This is a genomic window from Variovorax paradoxus, assembly GCF_000834655.1.
In the GTDB taxonomy this organism is placed as follows: domain Bacteria; phylum Pseudomonadota; class Gammaproteobacteria; order Burkholderiales; family Burkholderiaceae_C; genus Variovorax; species Variovorax paradoxus_F.
Genome location: NZ_JXQQ01000044.1, coordinates 62,285 through 79,016, shown reverse-complemented (window position 1 = coordinate 79,016; position 16,732 = coordinate 62,285). Strand labels below are relative to the sequence as shown.

The window sequence follows — 16,732 nt, the reverse complement described above, 5'->3', positions numbered from 1 at the left end:
ACCTTTGAGGTGCAGCGCTTGGATGGCGGGCGCGGTGTGCTATTGATTCAATAGCAAGCAACCGGACGTCCGCTGTCCAAGTTGCCGCTCCCCCTGTCCTCGGTACCTGAGAGATTCACCACTGTTGCACCTTGCAACGGGTTTGCTCCTTCGGTGCATCGCGACACCTTTTTGCGGGGTGCGATGGCTCTCCAGACGGCGTTCGATGTGATGCAGTACTGACCCCCTGTTCGGGCCGACCTGAGCGTTTATGGGAGTTTGCGCCTTCGGTAGGGCCACCGGGGTGGCCCGCTCTCCTGCAGTGGGGGCGATTGTAGGTGCGGGCTTCGCATGCGCCAACCCCAGGTTTCGGCCCTGCGGGCCAATGGGATAATCATCCATTCATTTCGCCGGAGGGCGATTGTTCGACAACAACAGGGGACCCCATGATCCTGGTAACCGGCGGCGCAGGCTTCATTGGCGCCAATTTCGTACTCGACTGGATTGCAGAAGGCAACGAGCCGGTCGTGAACCTCGACAAACTGACCTATGCGGGCAACCTCGAGACGCTCGCGTCGCTCAAGGGCAATCCGAACCACATCTTCGTGCAGGGCGACATCGGCGACAGCGCGCTGCTCGACCGCCTGCTGGTCGAACACAAACCGCGGGCAATCGTTAACTTCGCCGCGGAATCGCACGTCGATCGCTCGATCCACGGTCCCGAAGACTTCGTGCAGACCAACGTGCTCGGCACCTTCCGCCTGCTCGAATCCGTGCGCGGCTACTGGAATGCGCTGCCTGCCGACCAGAAGGCAGCCTTCCGATTCCTGCACGTGTCGACCGACGAGGTCTACGGCTCGCTTTCCAAGGCCGACCCGGCCTTCACCGAAGAGAACAAGTACGAGCCCAACAGCCCGTACTCGGCCAGCAAGGCCGCCAGCGACCACCTCGTGCGCGCCTGGCACCACACCTACGGCCTGCCGGTGGTCACCACCAACTGCTCGAACAACTACGGCCCGTTCCATTTCCCAGAGAAGCTCATCCCGCTGATGATCGTCAACGCGCTGGCCGGCAAGCCGCTGCCCGTGTACGGCGACGGCATGCAGGTGCGCGACTGGCTTTACGTGAAGGACCACTGCAGCGCCATTCGCCGCGTGCTCGAAGCGGGCAAGCTCGGCGAGACCTACAACGTGGGCGGCTGGAACGAGAAGCCCAACATCGAGATCGTCAACACCGTCTGCGCGCTGCTCGACGAATTGAGCCCCAAGGCCGACGGCAAGCCGTACAAGGAACAGATCACCTACGTGACCGACCGCCCCGGCCACGACCGCCGCTACGCCATCGACGCGCGCAAGCTCGAGCGCGAACTCGGCTGGAAGCCCGCCGAGACCTTCGACAGCGGCATCCGCAAGACCGTCGAGTGGTACCTCGCGAACGGCGAGTGGGTGCGCAACGTGCAAAGCGGCGCGTACCGCGAATGGGTCGAAAAGCAATACGACACCACGAAAGCCAACGCATGAAGCTGCTGCTGCTGGGCAAGGGCGGACAGGTCGGCTGGGAGCTGCAGCGCAGCCTCGCGCCCCTGGGTGAACTTGTCGCGCTCGATTTCGACAGCACCGATTTCAACGCCGACTTCAGCCGCCCCGAGCAACTCGCCGAGACGGTGCTGGAGGTGCGCCCCGACGTCATCGTCAATGCCGCGGCGCACACCGCGGTCGACAAGGCCGAGAGCGAGCCCGACTTCGCCCGCAAGCTCAACGCCACCTCGCCCGGCGTGGTGGCCGAAGCGGCGCAGCGGATCGGCGCGCTGATGGTTCACTACTCGACCGACTACGTCTTCGATGGCAGCGGAGCCAAGCCCTGGAAAGAAGACGACGCGACCGGCCCGCTCAGCGTGTACGGCAGCACCAAGCTCGAAGGCGAGCAACTGGTGGCCCAGCATTGCGCCAAGCACCTGATCTTTCGCACCAGCTGGGTGTATGCCGCGCGCGGCGGCAACTTTGCCAAGACCATGCTTCGCATCGCCAAGGAGCGCGACAAGCTCACGGTCATCGACGACCAGTTCGGCGCGCCCACCGGCGCGGAATTGCTGGCCGACATCACCGCGCACGCCATTCGCGCAACGCTGCAGGACCCGTCCAAGGCCGGGCTCTATCACGCGGTGGCCGGCGGCGTGACCACGTGGCACGGCTATGCGCGTTTCGTGATCGAGCAGGCGAAGGCCGCCGGCGTGGAGCTCAAGGCCGGCCCCGAGGCGGTCGAGCCCGTGCCCACGACCGCATTCCCGACGCCCGCCACGCGCCCGCACAACTCGCGACTGGACACCACCAAGCTGCAATCGACCTTCGGCCTCGTGCTGCCCGAATGGCAGTCCGGCGTCGCCCGCATGCTGCGCGAGACCTTCTGACCGCAAAGCAAGACAAGAGACAAGAACACCCCATGACCCAAACGACGCAACGCAAAGGCATCATCCTCGCCGGTGGCTCGGGCACCCGGCTGCATCCCGCGACGCTGGCGCTGAGCAAGCAGCTGCTGCCGGTGTACGACAAGCCGATGATCTATTACCCGCTGAGCACGCTGATGCTGGGCGGCATGCGCGACATATTGATCATCAGCACGCCGCAGGACACGCCGCGTTTCCAGCAACTGCTGGGCGACGGCAGCCAATGGGGCATCAACCTGCAATATGCGGTGCAGCCGAGCCCGGACGGGCTGGCGCAGGCGTTCATCATCGGGGACAAGTTCGTGGGGAACGATCCGAGTGCGTTGGTGCTGGGGGACAACATCTTCTATGGGCACGACTTCGCTCACCTGCTGGCCGACGCGGACGCCAAGACCTCGGGCGCCACTGTATTCGCGTACCACGTGCACGACCCCGAGCGTTATGGCGTGGTGGCCTTCGATGCCAAGGGCAGGGCGAGCAGCATCGAAGAGAAGCCGCTCAAGCCCAAGAGCAGCTATGCGGTCACCGGCCTCTACTTCTACGACAACCAGGTCGTCGACATCGCCAAGGCCGTGAAGCCCAGCGCACGCGGCGAACTGGAAATTACCGCGGTCAACCAGGCGTACCTGGACCTCGACCAGCTCAACGTGCAGATCATGCAGCGCGGCTATGCGTGGCTCGATACCGGCACGCACGACAGCCTGCTGGAAGCCGGCCAATTCATCGCCACGCTCGAGCATCGGCAAGGCCTGAAGATCGCGTGCCCCGAGGAAATCGCGTGGCGCAACGGCTTCATCACGACCGAGCAGCTCTCCAAGCTCGCCGCGCCGCTGGAAAAGAGCGGCTACGGCAAGTACCTCAAGCACCTGCTGAACGACGAGGTGCGCTCGTGAAGGCCACGCCCACCGCGATTCCTGAAGTGATCGTGATCGAGCCGAAGGTCTTCGGCGACGCACGAGGCTTCTTCTTCGAGAGCTTCAACCAGAAGGCCTTCGACGAAGCAGTCGGCAAGCACGTCGACTTCGTCCAGGACAACCATTCGCGCTCCGTCAAGGGCGTGCTGCGCGGACTGCACTACCAGATCCAGCAGCCGCAGGGCAAGCTCGTGCGGGTGGTGCGCGGTGCGGTGTTCGACGTGGCCGTCGACATCCGCAAGTCGTCGCCGACCTTCGGCAAGTGGGTGGGCGTCGAGTTGAGCGAAGACAACCACAGGCAGCTCTGGGTGCCGGCCGGCTTCGCGCACGGCTTTCTGGTGCTGAGCGAGACAGCGGAATTCCTCTACAAGACCACCGACTACTACGCGCCCGCCCACGAGCGCGCCATTGCCTGGAACGACCCGCAGCTGGCCATCGAATGGCCGGCGACCGGTGTCGAACCGCAGCTGTCGGGCAAGGACGCCGCGGCGTCTCTGCTGGCGGACGCCTCGCTGTTCGACTGATCGATCAGGGCGGCGCCTGGGGGCGCTGCGCTGGCGGTGCATCGTCGAGCGGCGGCAACTGCGGGTGCAATGCCTGCGTGGGCTGGCCCGACACGTCGTAGTTGAGCCACGACAGCAGAAGCTGGAACCCCAGGATGATCGGCAAGGCCGACGCCATCACCGTGCCCGCAGAGGCCACGCCGCCGCTGATGCGGTTCGACAGCAGGTGCTCGGCGCCGTAGATGATGCCGAACGCCAGCAGCGGCACCGCGAACACGAGCTCCAGCGAGGCGAGCGAAAAATCCGAGACGAAGTAGCGGTAGAGCACGCGCTTGAAGAAGTTGCGCGTGTTGCCCCTCAGGAACGGCGCGATCACCTTCATCGGGCTCAGGCTCGACGGTTCGCCGTCGTAGGCAGCCTTCATCGGCATTTCGGAGACGACGGCCCGCAGCAGGTTCAGCCGAAACAGCATGTCGGATTCGAAGAAGTAGCGCTTCGCGATCTTCCCGGTGTCCAGTTCGGCCAGCACCCGGGCGTGGATCGCGGTGTACCCGTTCGTCGGATCGAACAGCTGCCAGTAGCCGCTCGACGCCTTGGTGATGAATGACAGGGCGACATTGCCGATCAGGCGAAGCGGCGGCATCGCCGCGACGCCGCCGGCGATGTGGAAGCGGTTGCCCTTGACGTAGTCCGCCTGCCCCGAAAGGATGGGGCTGCACAACTGCGGAATGCGCTCCGGCGCCATCTGCCCATCGCCGTCGATCTTGACGACGACGGAGGCGTCCGTCTTCATGGCCGCGTTGTAGCCCGTGATCACCGCGCCGCCCACGCCCTGGTTCTCGGCGTGGAAAAGAACAGTGACCCTGGGGTCGGTGCTGTGCTTGAGCACCGTCTGTCCGGTCTGGACCGGGCAGCAGTCGTCGACGACGAAGATCCAGCCGACTTCCGGCCCGATACGCCGGATGACGTCCAGAGCCAGTTCGCCCGACCGGTAGCAGGGGATGACGACCGCGATGGCGCGCAAGGGAGCGGTGTTCGGTGGTGGCGTCATCGGTAAACCCAGGTCTTTGAAATGAAGAACGACACGAACGCCAGCGCGAGTTCGACCCCGAGCTTGGCCGCAAGCAATCGATGGTCAGAGACGTGGTGGCTCGCCAGCGTGACCAGTTCGGAGCTCACGAAGGTCAAGGCCAGCCAAAGGACCAGCAGGCGGACGAAGCTTTTCTTCGAGGTCGATGCCGTGTTGTCGGGCTGCCTGAACGTGATCGCACCGTTCAGCGCAAAACCCAGAAGGAGCGCAAGGAACCGCGAGATCGAGTTCGCGATCCACGGCGTGATCGACAGCTTGAGCAGCAGATAGAAGATCAGCGTGTCGGCGACGAGCTGCGTCACGCCGATCACGCCGAAGAGGACGAGTTGCCGCATGGCCTTCAGAACAACCTGAGCCGGGCGCTCAGGTCCCGGGCCTTGTAGAGCGCATCGCCAGCTGCCGCCGGCTGCCGAGGCTTGCACAGGCAATACAGCGTGTGGGCAGGGCCCACCAGCGTCGGCACGGCGTCGGCACGCAGCACCGCGTGCAGCGCGGGACGATCGGCCGGATCGTTCTTCGCCAGCACGAAGCCGATGCCGTTGAGAGAAAGAAGCTGCTTCCAGCGCTCGCCCGTGAGGTCGGCGTCCGCTTCGGCGCCGGCCGCCGAGAAGTAGGTGTCGTACCAGCTCTGCGCGAAGGCGCGGCCCGCGAACGGCGCGGTGAAAGGGCGCTCCTTGTCGGCGAGGAAGACGGCCCTGGCTGGAGCGGGGTCCTTCAGCAGGTGCGCGGCTGCGACGGTCTCGAAGGCGTAGTTCCGCAGAATCTGCTCGTTCGCATCGCCCTTGGACCTCTTGACCAGCGAGCTCAGTTGCGTGTGAAGCAGCTTGTCCCTGAGCAGATAGATCGACGTCGGGATGAGCACCAGGTTGGCGACGACCAGGATGACGACGGCACCCGTTGCGATCTTCGGCGCCACATACCTGTCGATGGCGAACAGCGCGAGCGGAATCGCCACGATCAAGAGCGGCGCGATGTAGCGCAGGTACTGGATTGCCGCGAACATGCCCACCAGCGCGAGAAGCAGCCAGAGGGTCGTGCGGCGCAGCGCCGCAATAGCCAGCGTTGCGAGCAGTGGGATGCTCAATGCCAGCACCGAAAGCCCCGCGCCGCCGGCGCTGGTCTCCTGGTATTTGTCCGTCGCGAACGTGAGGTCCCACACGCTGCGCCAGTTCAGGCCTTGCGACCAACGCCCGTCGTGGAAATTCGTGATCGGGAAGAACGGCGACTTGAAGTAGGCATTGAACAGCGGCAGCAACGGGTTGCCGGTGGCGAGCCAGGCATACACGTAGCTCGAGCTGCCGAGTGCCAGGGCGATGGCGGCCGCGAGCAGCAACTTGCGCAAGTTGGCCTTGAACAGCGCGGGCGCGCAGACAAGAACGAAAGGTGCGATCACCAGGGCCTGCGACGCCTTCAGCGCAGCGAAAAGCCCCGCCAGGATCACGAGTGCGTAGATCGCGTTTGGGTCCTTGTCCCTGCAGATCCGCACGCAGAGGATGGCCAGTGCCAGCGTGAGGGGAACAAGCTCGTTCTCCACTTGCGCGGTCCCGAAGAGGCCGCTGATGTACGGCTGGCTCGCATAGAGCGCGATGCCCAGCCACTTCCATTTGTCGCTGAGGCCGATGAGCGCGCCGAATCGCCAGAGCGCGCAGCAGGCGAGCCAGAACCATCCGATGTTGACGGCGCCACGCGACTCCGTGTTGGCCAGCACGCCCACCACCGCATGCACGATGTCGGAGGCCCAGGGCGCGACCGCCCAGACCTGCGTCGCCACGTCGAAGCGGTAGTAGCCTAGGTGGATCAGCTGCGTTGGCAGCATCGAGTGGTAGGCGAGGTCGTCGAAGAAGATGCTGGGCAGCCAGGCGGTAGACAGCGAGGCGACGGCAACGACCAGGGCCAGGCTCGCGGCGGCCTTCGAGCGCGACAGGGCGTCGGCGCATCCCCGCCAGGTGACCAGCAGCACGTCGCGCGCCGCGCGGCGCTCCAGCCAGAGCAGCCCGGCCAGCAGGACCGTGTAGACCCAGCGCGTGTGGATCTTGTAGGGCAGCGTCCAGCTGATAAGGCCCGTCAGGACGAAGATGCCGATGAACGTGGCCAGGAGCAGGTCGGCCACGCCGAAGCGCCTCCCGATGCGTTGCCCCACGACCGCAGATGCCAGCAGGAAGGCCGGCATTGCAATGAAGGCCGACACCTCGACGAATTGCACCGACAGGATGGCAAACAGCGCCAGCAGAACCGCTGCGGGTTCCACGCGACGCCATGCGCCAAAGAGCGCGATGCCTCCGAGCGCAACCGCAAGCAACACGTAGGGCTTCGCGTCCTTCAGGGTCTGGGCAACGGGAATGCCCGATGCGGCGATTCCTGCGATCAGGCAGATAAAGACGCCGACGCAGGCAAGGGTCGGCCAGAGAAAACGCCTGGTGTCGGCCGATCCGAGGTTCATTTGAACGTCAGCATCCGGTGCCCGAAGTAGCTCGTGACTGCGGGCACCAGCACCCCCACGAGGTGCGCGATGGCTTCGGCATGGTTCACGACGCCGAAGGCCGGGAACACCCAATGCACCAGCACCAGGCTGATGGCGAGCGTCTGCAGCACCGCGAAGACATTCACGACGACGAACTTCGCGACCTGTGCGCGCAGGTCGCCGGCCTTGGCATCGAAGACGTGGTGCCGCATGAGCGCGAACGCCACGATCATGCCGACCAGGTAAGCCAGCACGATCGCCACGCTGTAGCTCAGCCAGATGCTGAAGACAAAGCGCGACCCGTAGTTGGCCGCTGCCGCGATGCCGCCGGCGACGAGGAAGCGCAGGAACTGGGGAATCACCACGACAGGCTTCTCATGCTGCGGCCTGAAGCGTGTCGAGTGCTGCCGAGGTCGCCAGCTGGCGGCCGAACCCGATGCTCTCCGAAATGCCGCGGTCTTCGGGGTAGTAGTAGGACGTGTCGGCCACCCACAGCCCCTTCACCGGCAACGCGGCCGGCGGCAGGTGGTCCAGGTAGCCGGGATCGCAGATCGGTTGCGCGTAGCGGTAGCGGCTTGCGCGCATGTCGACGAAATCGTCGGCGGTGAGGCTCGGGTTGATCTTCATGCAGTAGGCGCGCACCTTGGCCAGGAACACCTCGTCGGCGTCCTGGAACTTGGGGTGCTCGCCCGGCATGTAGAACGGCACGTACAGCACGTGCGGGCTCAGGGGCCGCAGGTTGCTGTATTCCACGAGGCCCGGGATGTCCATCTCGGGATCGTTGATGTTGAGCCAGAAATTCTCGGTCAGCGGCTTGCGCAGCTTGGCTATCACGCAGACCACCGCGATGTTCTTCAGCGCCGCGAAGGACGCGAGCACATCGGGCGGCAAGTCGGGCATGAGGCGCGGCACGTAAGGCAGCGGCACCGTGCTGATCACCTTGTCGAAGGCTTCGATGCCGGCCGCGGTCTGCACGCCCTTGACCGCGCCCGCTTCGATCACGACCCTGGAGGCCGGAGACGACAGCCGGATCTCGCCGCCCTTGCTTTCGATGGCGTTCTTCATCGCATCGAGCAACGTCTGCGAGCCGCCTTCCAGGTAGCCCAGCTTCTCCTTGAAGAGGCTGTAGCGCGAGCGCCCGATGCGCCGGATGCGGCTCCAGATCCAGGCGGCCGAGAGGTTCGAGCTGTAGTCGTAGAACTTGTAGTCGAAGAGGCGCCGCCAGAGCACCTCGTAGGCTTCGGCGCCGACCCAGCGCTTGATCCATTCCGTGGCATCCAGGCGGTCCAGCGGCTTCCAGTCGTTGCGCTTGGTGGAAAGAAAGGCATGCAGGCCATAGCGGAACTTGGCCACCAAGCCCAGGCCCTTGAAGCGCAGCAGCGCCACCGGGTTGCCCCAGGCCTGCAGGCGGTTCTGGTACCAGTAGCCCATCTTCGTGGCGACCCAGTTCATCTTCGCGCCGAGGCCCAGTTCGTCCAGCACCTGCAGGAAGGCTGCGTCGGAGATGCAGTGGAAGTGGTAGTAGCGCTCGATCTTCAGTCCGCTGAAATCGAACGCGGCCGTCATGCCGCCCACGCGGTTGTCGGCCTCGAAGACCACCGGCCGATGGCCTTCGAGGGTCAGTTGGTACGCCACCGCCAGGCCCATGGGCCCGGCGCCGAGCACCGCGATGCGCTGGGATGGCCTGGCTGGGGTGGGGGTCGAGGTGGAGATCGAAGTGGAAGACGCCGTCATTCAGAACTCCAATGCAACCTGGCTGTAGACCGGGTGGTTGAAGGTTTCCTCGATGGCCTCGGCGAAGGGCGTGCTGCGTACGCCGAAGATGCCGGGCCAGTCGATGACTTCGAATTCGTCGCGCGCCACCAGCGCCTGCAGCTGCTGCGTGGTGAAGGGCGGGTTGCGGTCGAAGAGCGACCAGACCCACAGCAGCGCATAGAAGAGGCCGTAGGGGATCTTCACGATATGGGCCTTGGCTTTCGTCACGCGCTTGATTTCGCGAATGATGTCGATGTAGTCGACCTGTTCGTGGCCCGTGATGTTGAAGATGCCGGTGCGCACGTCGTTCTCGATGCAGCTGATGATCACGTTGCAGAAGTCGCCCACGTACAGCGGCTGGCGCATGAACTTGCCGTTGCCCGGAATCGGAAAAACCGGCACGCGCGCCATGAAGCGCGACAGCCAGCCCAGGTGCTTGCGGTCGAACCAGCCGAACATCAGCGTCGGCCGCAGGATCGGGCATTCGATGCCGCTCTCCAGCACGATGCGCTCCTGCTCCTTCTTGCTGCGCGTGTAGAAGTCATCGGCCACCGACTCCACCACCGATGAGCTGATGTGGACCAGCTGAGGGATCTTGTGCTTTCGAATCTCTTCGAGGATGAGCTGGGTCGAGGCCACGTTGTTGTCCTCGAATTCCTTGTAGTCGATGCCGCCGATCTGCGCCTGCAACATGACGACGGTGTGCGCGCCTTCGAAGTGCCGCTGCCAGGTGCCGGGCCTGGCGAGGTCGGCGTGCTCCGCCGTGATGCCGTCCTGCGTCTTGCGCAGGACTTCGAGGTTGTGCTCGTGCTTGTCGAGCACGACGATGTCCGTGTAGCCACGTGCCCGCAGGCGTGCCACCAGGTTCTGGCCCACGAGGCCGGCGCCGCCGGGCAGTACGATTTTCTTGTTCATGGGTTTTGCGTGATTTGTCTTTGGTGCGCGGTGCGCGTCAGAGGCTCAGGCGCTTGAAGACCAGGGTGGGGATGCTCTTGATGATCAGCATGATCCAGCGCCAGAACCAGCGCGTGTAGAGCACGTCGCTGCCGCGTGCCACGGCGCGCTGGATGTCCTGCGCCACCTGGTCGGCCGAGGCCGTCAATGCACCCGGCAGTTCCAGGTGCGCCGTCATCGGCGTCGCGACGAAGCCTGGCTTGATGAGCAGCAGGTGCACGCCCTGCTTGAAGAGGCTCGCTCTCAGGCCCGAGGCGCAATCTTCCACCGCACCCTTGGCGGCGCCATACACGTAGTTGGTCGGCCGGCCCCGGTCGCCGGCCACCGAGCCGATCACCGCGAGCGTGCCGTTGCCTTGTTTGCGGAAATGCTGCGCGAGCGCCAGCATGCAGACGACGGCGCTCTCGCCGTTGAGGCGGAACTGTTCGACGGCGTAGGCCAGGTCTTCCTCGGCGCGCGCCTGGTCGGGCAGCGAGCCGTGCGCGATCAGCGCGAGGTCTACGGTGCCGAGTTGCTGCCACGCGCCGGCGATCGTTGCGCCAGCCTGCGCGACGTCGTTCGCGTCCCATGGCAGCACATGGACACTTGCCGCGCCGCGCGCGGCAAGGTCGCTCGCGATGACGTCGAGCTTGGCGGTGTCCCGGCCCACGAGCACGAAGTTGCAGTTCGACGCCGCATAGCGGCGCGCCACGGCCTCGGCGATGCCGGAGGTCGCGCCGATGATCAGGATGTTCTTTGTCGTCATGAGGTGAGGCCCCGTTGAGTAACCCGCTGCCAGAAGCGGGATTGCAGATGGCGGTCGCGAAGCGCTTCGACGCGGGGCCACGCGGGATAGGCCTTCTGGAAATGGATTGCGCCCATGTGCGCATCCTTGGCCGGATAGAGGCGCCCGCCCGCTTCGTCGACCAGCGCGTCGAGCCGGGCGAACAGGGTGGCGTTGGCGGTGTCGCGCTGCGCGAAATCGAGCGCGAGCGAAACGCCCTCCAGTGGAAAGGAAAGCAACCCTGGCGAGCGGATGTCGCCGCAGCGCTTGAGCACCGCGAGGAAGGAGCCGCTGCCGCTGCGCGCGATTTCCGCGAGCATCGCGCGGATCGCGTCGCGGGCGTTCGCGTGCGGGATCACGCATTGGTATTGCTGGAAGCCGCCGCGTCCGTACATGCGGTTCCATTGCAGCAGGCCGTCCAGCGGATAGAAGAAGGGGTCGTAGCCGACGACCGAGGTCACGCGCTTCGTCTGCTGGCGGTGGTAATAGAGAGTGTTGAAAGCCTTGAGCGTCAGACCGTTGACCAGCGAGAAGGGCGGGTCCACCGGCATGCTCCTGGGCCGCGGCGGCGCGATCTGCAGCCGTCCGTCGGTGGCGTGATTCCCGACGATGTAGTGGCCTCGCCCAGCATGCCGTCCCGTGGCCAGGCAATCGACCCAGGCGACTGCGTATTCATGGCGGGCATCCAGTTCTTCGGACAGCGCGAAGAATTCGTCGAGGCCGCCGAACTTGATGGCGCACTGGTCGACATACGCCGATTCGACGCGGCGCAACTGCAGCTCGACCGACAGCACGATGCCGGTGAGTCCGAGCCCGCCGACAGTCGCCTCGAACAGCTCGGCGTTGACGTCGGGCGAGCACTCGACGACGCCTTCGTCGGTCCGCAGCAGCGACAGGCGCTTCACGTGGCGGCCGAAGGTGCCCGTCACATGGTGGTTCTTGCCGTGCACGTCGTTGGCGACCGCGCCGCCGAGTGTGACGAACTTGGTGCCGGGCGTGACGGGCAGGAACCAGCCGCGCGGCAGGGCCATGTCGATCAGGGCGCCGAGGGTGAGGCCCGGCTGGGCAACGATCGTGCCGGTGTCCCAGTCCGCGGAGAGCACCCGGTCGAAGCCCGCCGTGGCGACCACGTGGTCCGACGCGGCCATGCACGAATCGCCGTAGCTGCGGCCCATGCCGAACGCCAGGGTGCCGCCGGTGGCGGCCGCGAGCGCTTCGGCCACGGCGCCTTCGACCTCCGAAGGCCACTGGACGGGATGGACCGTCTGCGGATGCTGCGGGTACCTTCCCCAGGACAGGCGGGTGCGCGCGTTCAAAGCGAGGCGAGGACGAAGGTGCTTGCAAACGCGAGGCCGATCAACTGGCTCACGCGATCGCGCAGCGCGAAGACGATGGGGTCGTCGTTCATCTGGCCGCGGTGCGCGATCAGCCAGACGCGGCTCAGCCAGAACAGGAGCAGCGGGCAAGCCATCCACAAGAGCTTGGGGTGCCCGTAGAGGGTCAATGCCGAGGTGTCGTTGATGTAGAGCGCCAGCACCAGCACCGACAGGTAGCCCGACGAGCCGCCGAGCGAGGCGAGCAGCTCGAAATCCTGCAGCTGGTAGCCCCGGCCGGGCACGGCGTCGCCCTTGCGCTGTTCCTTGGCGTCGTAGAGCTCCGTGTAGCGCTTGACGAACGCGAGGCTCAGGAACATGAACATGCAGAACGCGAGGATCCAGAACGTCAGCGGCGCCACGATGGCTGCCGCGCCGGCGACCACGCGCACCGTGTAGAGCATGGCCAGCGTGATCACGTCGAGCATCACCAGCCGCTTGATCCAGAGCGAGTAGCCGAGCGTGAGCACGTAGTACGCGCAGAGCACGAGCGCAAATCGCCAGGGCAGCAACAGCAGCGCCAGCCCGAATGCCAGCACGAGCAGCGCCGCCATCCAGACCATGGCGTGCACCATCGGGAAGGTCCCGGCCGCGAGCGGCCGGTTGCGCTTGGTGCGGTGCTGCCGGTCGTCCTTCAGGTCGAGCAGGTCGTTCAGGATGTATACGCTCGATGCGCACATGCCAAAGCAGATGAATGCCAGCACGCCGTTGAGCAGCAGGTCCAGGTTCATCAGCTGGTGGGTTGCCAGGAGGGGCACGAACACCAGCAGGTTCTTGGCCCACTGGTGCAGGCGCAGCGCCTTGCGCAGCACGCGCAGGTAGCTGGCGCGATCGTCGAACACCTGCCCCGTGCGTCCCATCCGGCGCGCGCGCGCGAGCACGCCGAACTCGGGGTTCACCACGTGCACGACGCTAGCGGAGCGCCACACGTTCAGGTCGGCCGACGAGTTGCCGACGTACTCGAAGCCCTGCTCACCGTAGCGAGCGACCAGCGCCTTGCGCTTGTTGGTCGATGCGAGGTTCTCGTTCTCGGTGCCGAGGACTTCGTCGAAGAGGCCCACGTGGGCGGCGACTTCCCTGGCGAGGCGAGTCTCCGACGCCGTGGCCAGCACGAGGCGCGCGCCGGCTTTCTTCTGCACCTCGAGCCACGCGATGAGCGGCTGGTTGTAGGGCAGCGTCTGGACGATGGGCGAGACCGCATCGGCGATCCTGCGCTTGAAATAGGCCTTGCCCTTCAGGACCCAGAACAGGGCCCGCACGAAGAGCAGGGGGTGGTACCTGAGCAGCAGGAAGACGCTTTCGACAAGGAGGTCTGAACGGATCAGTGTTCCATCGAGGTCGACCGCGATGATCCGTTGGCCCGCGGTCGTGGAAGAGACGGGCGAAGCGAGGGAAGAGGGCGTGCCAGTGTCATCTCGCACGTGGGGCAATGCGCTCATGGCAACGGGTCAGCCTTGGCGTCCCGGGGACGTTGCGACGGGTTGATTTGCCGTGGCTGCAAGACTCGAGTTTCAGCGACGGTACGCATGTTCGCGGGATGAGATGCAAAAACGAGGATTCTATTGGCATTGCCCCGAGCTAAATGCCTTCGCGCGGCCCCCCGCAGCGGGCGCTCGCACGGCCTCTTGCCCGCGTCAGCGAGGCCTGAAACGGTTCAGCACGGCTCGCATCCGGCCGCCCACATCGCGCAAGGGCGCAGTGAATTTCCACGAGCGGCTGTTGCGAAGGGCGGCCAGTTCGGCCAATGCCGTTTCGTGGTGGTTCTTCAGGGTATCGAGGTAGGCGTTCGCGTGTACGAGGTCGCTCGTGGCGTCTGCGAGCTGCAGGCCGACGCGGCCCTGCGCCATGAGCGCCTGCGTCAACTGCGTCGTCAGCGCATCAGTCTTTGCCTCTGCCGCAGCGAGTGCGGATTGCAGGGCGTTCAGTTCACCTTGCAGTCTTTCGCGCGTCTGCGAAGCAGCCTGTGCGGCCTGTGCGGCGGCCTGCAACGCGGCAGCCTGGGCGCGCTGCGCGGCCTGGGCTGCCTGCACTTCGGCCCGCAGGTCCGATACCTCGCTCTCGAGTTTCTGGTGGGCCTGCGTCGCAGCCTGCGCGGCCGGAGACGGATACGACAGGCCCGGCCCCTGCCCCCTGTTCGCAAGCCTCAATACCTCGTGGGGGTACTGCGGCTTGTGAAGCATCACGGCCGCCATGTCGTCCGCGTTGTCGATCGCGAACACCCACGGCAGGCCCTCGGGCAGTGCCCGGCCAGCCGGCAGCAGCAGGAGGTTGAGTTCCCTGCCGCCGTCGAAGATGCTGCGCGCCTGGCCGTTGAAGTTCTCCGGATTGAAGGCGTCGGTCAGGTGCCCCAGGCATTCGTAGCCATTTGCTTGGCACCACGTGAGGATCTTCAATCCGGCGGCAATCGAGTTGGCCTCGGCGAACACCGCGGGCTTGAAGGAAGCGATCGTCTCGCGCGCGCCGTCGAGCACCTGCCTTTCCATGCCCTCGACGTCGATCTTTAGCAGGCCGACGGCGGAAAGCGCGAGGCTGTCGACGGTCACGAGCGGCACTTCGTACGCAGGCCCCGAGGCCGGGCCTTTGTCGTCGTCCTCGAGCGCCAGCCCCGCGAAGTTCGTCAGGGCGCCGGATGGCATCCGGTGCAGCTGGATGCTGGCCGGTGCGTCGGAGACGCCTTGCTGGTGAAGGCGAACGTTCGTGCGCTGGTTGTCCTGCATGTTGCGGGTCAGCAGCTCGAAGGCTTCGGCGCGCGGTTCGAACGCGATCACGGTGCCCCGGTCGCCCACCAACGTGGAGAAGGCCAGCGTGTGCGTTCCGATGAAGGCGCCGACGTCGAGCACCGCCGATCCCGGCGCGATGAAATGGGCGAGGAAGTCGATCTCCTGCTGGGCCCACTCGCCGTACAGCGCCAGCGATTCCGACACGATGGAATCCCGCCCGAGCAGATGCATCAGGCCGTAGCGTGTGGTGACGGGATGAGGGGTGTTCGTGGGCATGGGGTTGTGACGTCCCGAGGCTCAGTTCGATGCCGCGGGCGGCGTCTTGTAGAGCGGACCGCCTACCTGTCGCAGCTTGGCGATCCCCTGTGCGACGGTGCCCTGGGTGTCCGGCGTATCGACGAAGAAATAGCTGGCGATCTTGCGCTTGGCCAGCGACTCCGGAGCCTCCTGAGAACCGATGGCCAAGGTGGCGTTGCTGTACTGGGCATTGTTGTCGCGAACATCATGCAAGCGATAAAGCGCTCCCCATCTGAAGGCGTGTCCATATGCAACCACCAGCACCGCTGCCAATGCCCATCTCGCCAGCGTCTTCTTTCCCGATTCCGTCACGATGATCCAGGAGAGCGGAACCAGGGCCACCACGAGGTAGCCGTAGTGCATCTCCAGGCCGGGCGACCATTCGCCGCTGCGCGAGCGCCCGAGCACGATCGAGACGAAAAGCATGGCGTACGCCAGGAGGGTGGCGTGGAGCGCGACCTTCGCCATGTCGGCGTTGCCGCGGCGCAGAGCCTGCATCAGATAGGCCAGTACGCGCACCAGCGCCGCGCCAAAGAACACTGCGCACAGGATGGGGCGCCAGTAGCCCTGCAGCCAGCCGTCCACGATGAAGCTGGATTCCACGAGGTGGCGCGCCCACGAAAGCATGCGCGTCGCGGGATCGGTCTGCGCAGCGAGCGTGGTTCCGGATGGCTGCCACGTGAGAAAGACCGCTGCCGTCGTCGCGAGCACGGACGCAGGGCCGGCGATCATGGCGCGTTGGGTATTCCAGGCCTTCTGGCGAATCGCAAGTACCAGGATGGCCGCCGAAATCACCGTGGCTACGATGGCGCCATTCATGCCACACAGGGCGCATGCCCATAGCGCCACCATCGCTGCAATCAGCAAGGGCCCGGAGTTCGCGGATTGCGACTTCATGAATAGAAATAGAAACACGAAGCTGAGCGCAATGCAGAAGCTGAACTGTGCAGAGAATGCCCATGCATAAAGGCCGAACCCGAAGTTCAGGACCGTCAGCGGAATGACCAGGTCGCCCCAATGCGCCGCCCCTCGGTGCAAGCGCGCTGCACCGGCCAGCGCCAGTGCTCCCACAGTAGCGATGGCGGCATTGAACAGAAGCAAAACTCGAAAATCGAATCGGCTCGCTTTCAACAATCCGTATTGAACGAGTTTGATGATGGGGATTCGATGATCGACGTGCTGTGCAACAACCCATTGGAAAAATTCTTTCCAATTGGAGCCGTAAATTCCGGGGTAAGTCCAATCGTCCGACCAAGGGTGCGCGCGCGACACCGGATATATGCAAAGAGCGAAAACGATGAATACGCCGATGGTGGCGATTTTTACAATTTGTGGCGTAAACCTGGAATTCATCGAGTAGTTCGCTGCTTTGATGCGCTTCCTGCGAGAGGTCGTCGGATGGCCTCGTGTTATACCTGATGCCCCAATCGCGCCCGAAACGCCGCCGGTCCTCCGCGTCGCCCGATGTCGCGAAGTACTG

15 protein-coding genes and 2 riboswitches are annotated in these 16,732 nt (G+C 65.0%); of the genes, 4 read left to right on the top strand and 11 right to left on the bottom strand.

The window, feature by feature from the left end:
* Nucleotides 1–83 precede the first annotated feature (83 nt).
* Nucleotides 84–205, bottom strand: a riboswitch (glycine riboswitch).
* Nucleotides 206–216: 11 nt separating this feature from the next.
* Nucleotides 217–309, bottom strand: a riboswitch (glycine riboswitch).
* A gap of 116 nt (nt 310–425) precedes the next feature.
* Genes rfbB through rfbC form a run of 4 tightly spaced genes read left to right on the top strand, consistent with a single transcriptional unit; the run spans nt 426 to nt 3,860 of the window.
* Nucleotides 426–1,499 (top strand): dTDP-glucose 4,6-dehydratase, encoded by a 1,074-nt coding sequence (gene rfbB, locus RT97_RS18750; protein ID WP_042580314.1) that lies wholly within the window; start codon nt 426–428, stop codon nt 1,497–1,499.
* Nucleotides 1,496–2,386 carry a dTDP-4-dehydrorhamnose reductase gene (gene rfbD / locus RT97_RS18745; protein ID WP_042580313.1) on the top strand — a complete coding sequence of 297 codons (891 nt, stop codon included), beginning with the start codon at nt 1,496–1,498 and terminating at the stop codon, nt 2,384–2,386. The genes rfbB and rfbD overlap by 4 nt, the downstream gene beginning before the upstream one ends.
* A gap of 32 nt (nt 2,387–2,418) precedes the next feature.
* Complete coding sequence (gene rfbA / locus RT97_RS18740) at nt 2,419–3,315, top strand: glucose-1-phosphate thymidylyltransferase RfbA (protein WP_042580312.1); 897 nt, start codon at nt 2,419–2,421, stop codon at nt 3,313–3,315.
* Complete coding sequence (gene rfbC / locus RT97_RS18735) at nt 3,312–3,860, top strand: dTDP-4-dehydrorhamnose 3,5-epimerase (protein WP_042580311.1); 549 nt, start codon at nt 3,312–3,314, stop codon at nt 3,858–3,860. Before rfbA ends, rfbC begins: the two co-directional genes overlap by 4 nt.
* 4 nt (nt 3,861–3,864) lie before the next feature.
* Here rfbC and RT97_RS18730 read toward each other — a convergent pair whose 3' ends face one another.
* From RT97_RS18730 to RT97_RS18680, 11 genes are all read right to left on the bottom strand, one after another.
* On the bottom strand, nt 3,865–4,890 hold the full coding sequence (locus RT97_RS18730) for a glycosyltransferase family 2 protein (protein WP_042580310.1): 1,026 nt from the start codon (nt 4,888–4,890) through the stop codon (nt 3,865–3,867).
* Nucleotides 4,887–5,264 (bottom strand): GtrA family protein, encoded by a 378-nt coding sequence (locus tag RT97_RS33480; RefSeq protein WP_052810702.1) that lies wholly within the window; start codon nt 5,262–5,264, stop codon nt 4,887–4,889. Before RT97_RS33480 ends, RT97_RS18730 begins: the two co-directional genes overlap by 4 nt.
* A 5-nt stretch (nt 5,265–5,269) precedes the next feature.
* Nucleotides 5,270–7,369: a hypothetical protein gene (locus RT97_RS18720; protein ID WP_042580309.1), complete on the bottom strand. Its 2,100-nt coding sequence runs from the start codon at nt 7,367–7,369 to the stop codon at nt 5,270–5,272.
* Nucleotides 7,366–7,755: a GtrA family protein gene (locus RT97_RS18715; RefSeq protein ID WP_042580308.1), complete on the bottom strand. Its 390-nt coding sequence runs from the start codon at nt 7,753–7,755 to the stop codon at nt 7,366–7,368. The genes RT97_RS18720 and RT97_RS18715 overlap by 4 nt, the downstream gene beginning before the upstream one ends.
* Nucleotides 7,756–7,765: 10 nt before the next feature.
* The gene (locus RT97_RS18710; protein ID WP_042580307.1) at nt 7,766–9,124 is read right to left on the bottom strand and encodes an NAD(P)/FAD-dependent oxidoreductase; all 1,359 of its coding nucleotides are present in this window, start codon (nt 9,122–9,124) and stop codon (nt 7,766–7,768) included.
* On the bottom strand, nt 9,125–10,060 hold the full coding sequence (locus tag RT97_RS18705; RefSeq protein ID WP_042580306.1) for an NAD-dependent epimerase/dehydratase family protein: 936 nt from the start codon (nt 10,058–10,060) through the stop codon (nt 9,125–9,127).
* A 37-nt stretch (nt 10,061–10,097) separates the two neighbouring features.
* Nucleotides 10,098–10,844: an SDR family oxidoreductase gene (locus tag RT97_RS18700; protein ID WP_042580305.1), complete on the bottom strand. Its 747-nt coding sequence runs from the start codon at nt 10,842–10,844 to the stop codon at nt 10,098–10,100.
* Entirely contained in the window at nt 10,841–12,178 is a 1,338-nt protein-coding gene (locus tag RT97_RS18695) for an FAD-binding oxidoreductase (RefSeq protein WP_042580304.1), read from the bottom strand. Before RT97_RS18695 ends, RT97_RS18700 begins: the two co-directional genes overlap by 4 nt.
* Complete coding sequence (locus tag RT97_RS18690) at nt 12,175–13,674, bottom strand: UbiA family prenyltransferase (protein WP_080898358.1); 1,500 nt, start codon at nt 13,672–13,674, stop codon at nt 12,175–12,177. The genes RT97_RS18695 and RT97_RS18690 overlap by 4 nt, the downstream gene beginning before the upstream one ends.
* A gap of 195 nt (nt 13,675–13,869) precedes the next feature.
* Complete coding sequence (locus RT97_RS32160) at nt 13,870–15,231, bottom strand: FkbM family methyltransferase (RefSeq protein WP_080898357.1); 1,362 nt, start codon at nt 15,229–15,231, stop codon at nt 13,870–13,872.
* Nucleotides 15,232–15,252: 21 nt separating this feature from the next.
* The gene (locus RT97_RS18680; RefSeq protein ID WP_155403841.1) at nt 15,253–16,605 is read right to left on the bottom strand and encodes a hypothetical protein; all 1,353 of its coding nucleotides are present in this window, start codon (nt 16,603–16,605) and stop codon (nt 15,253–15,255) included.
* Between the last annotated feature and the right edge of the window lie 127 nt (nt 16,606–16,732).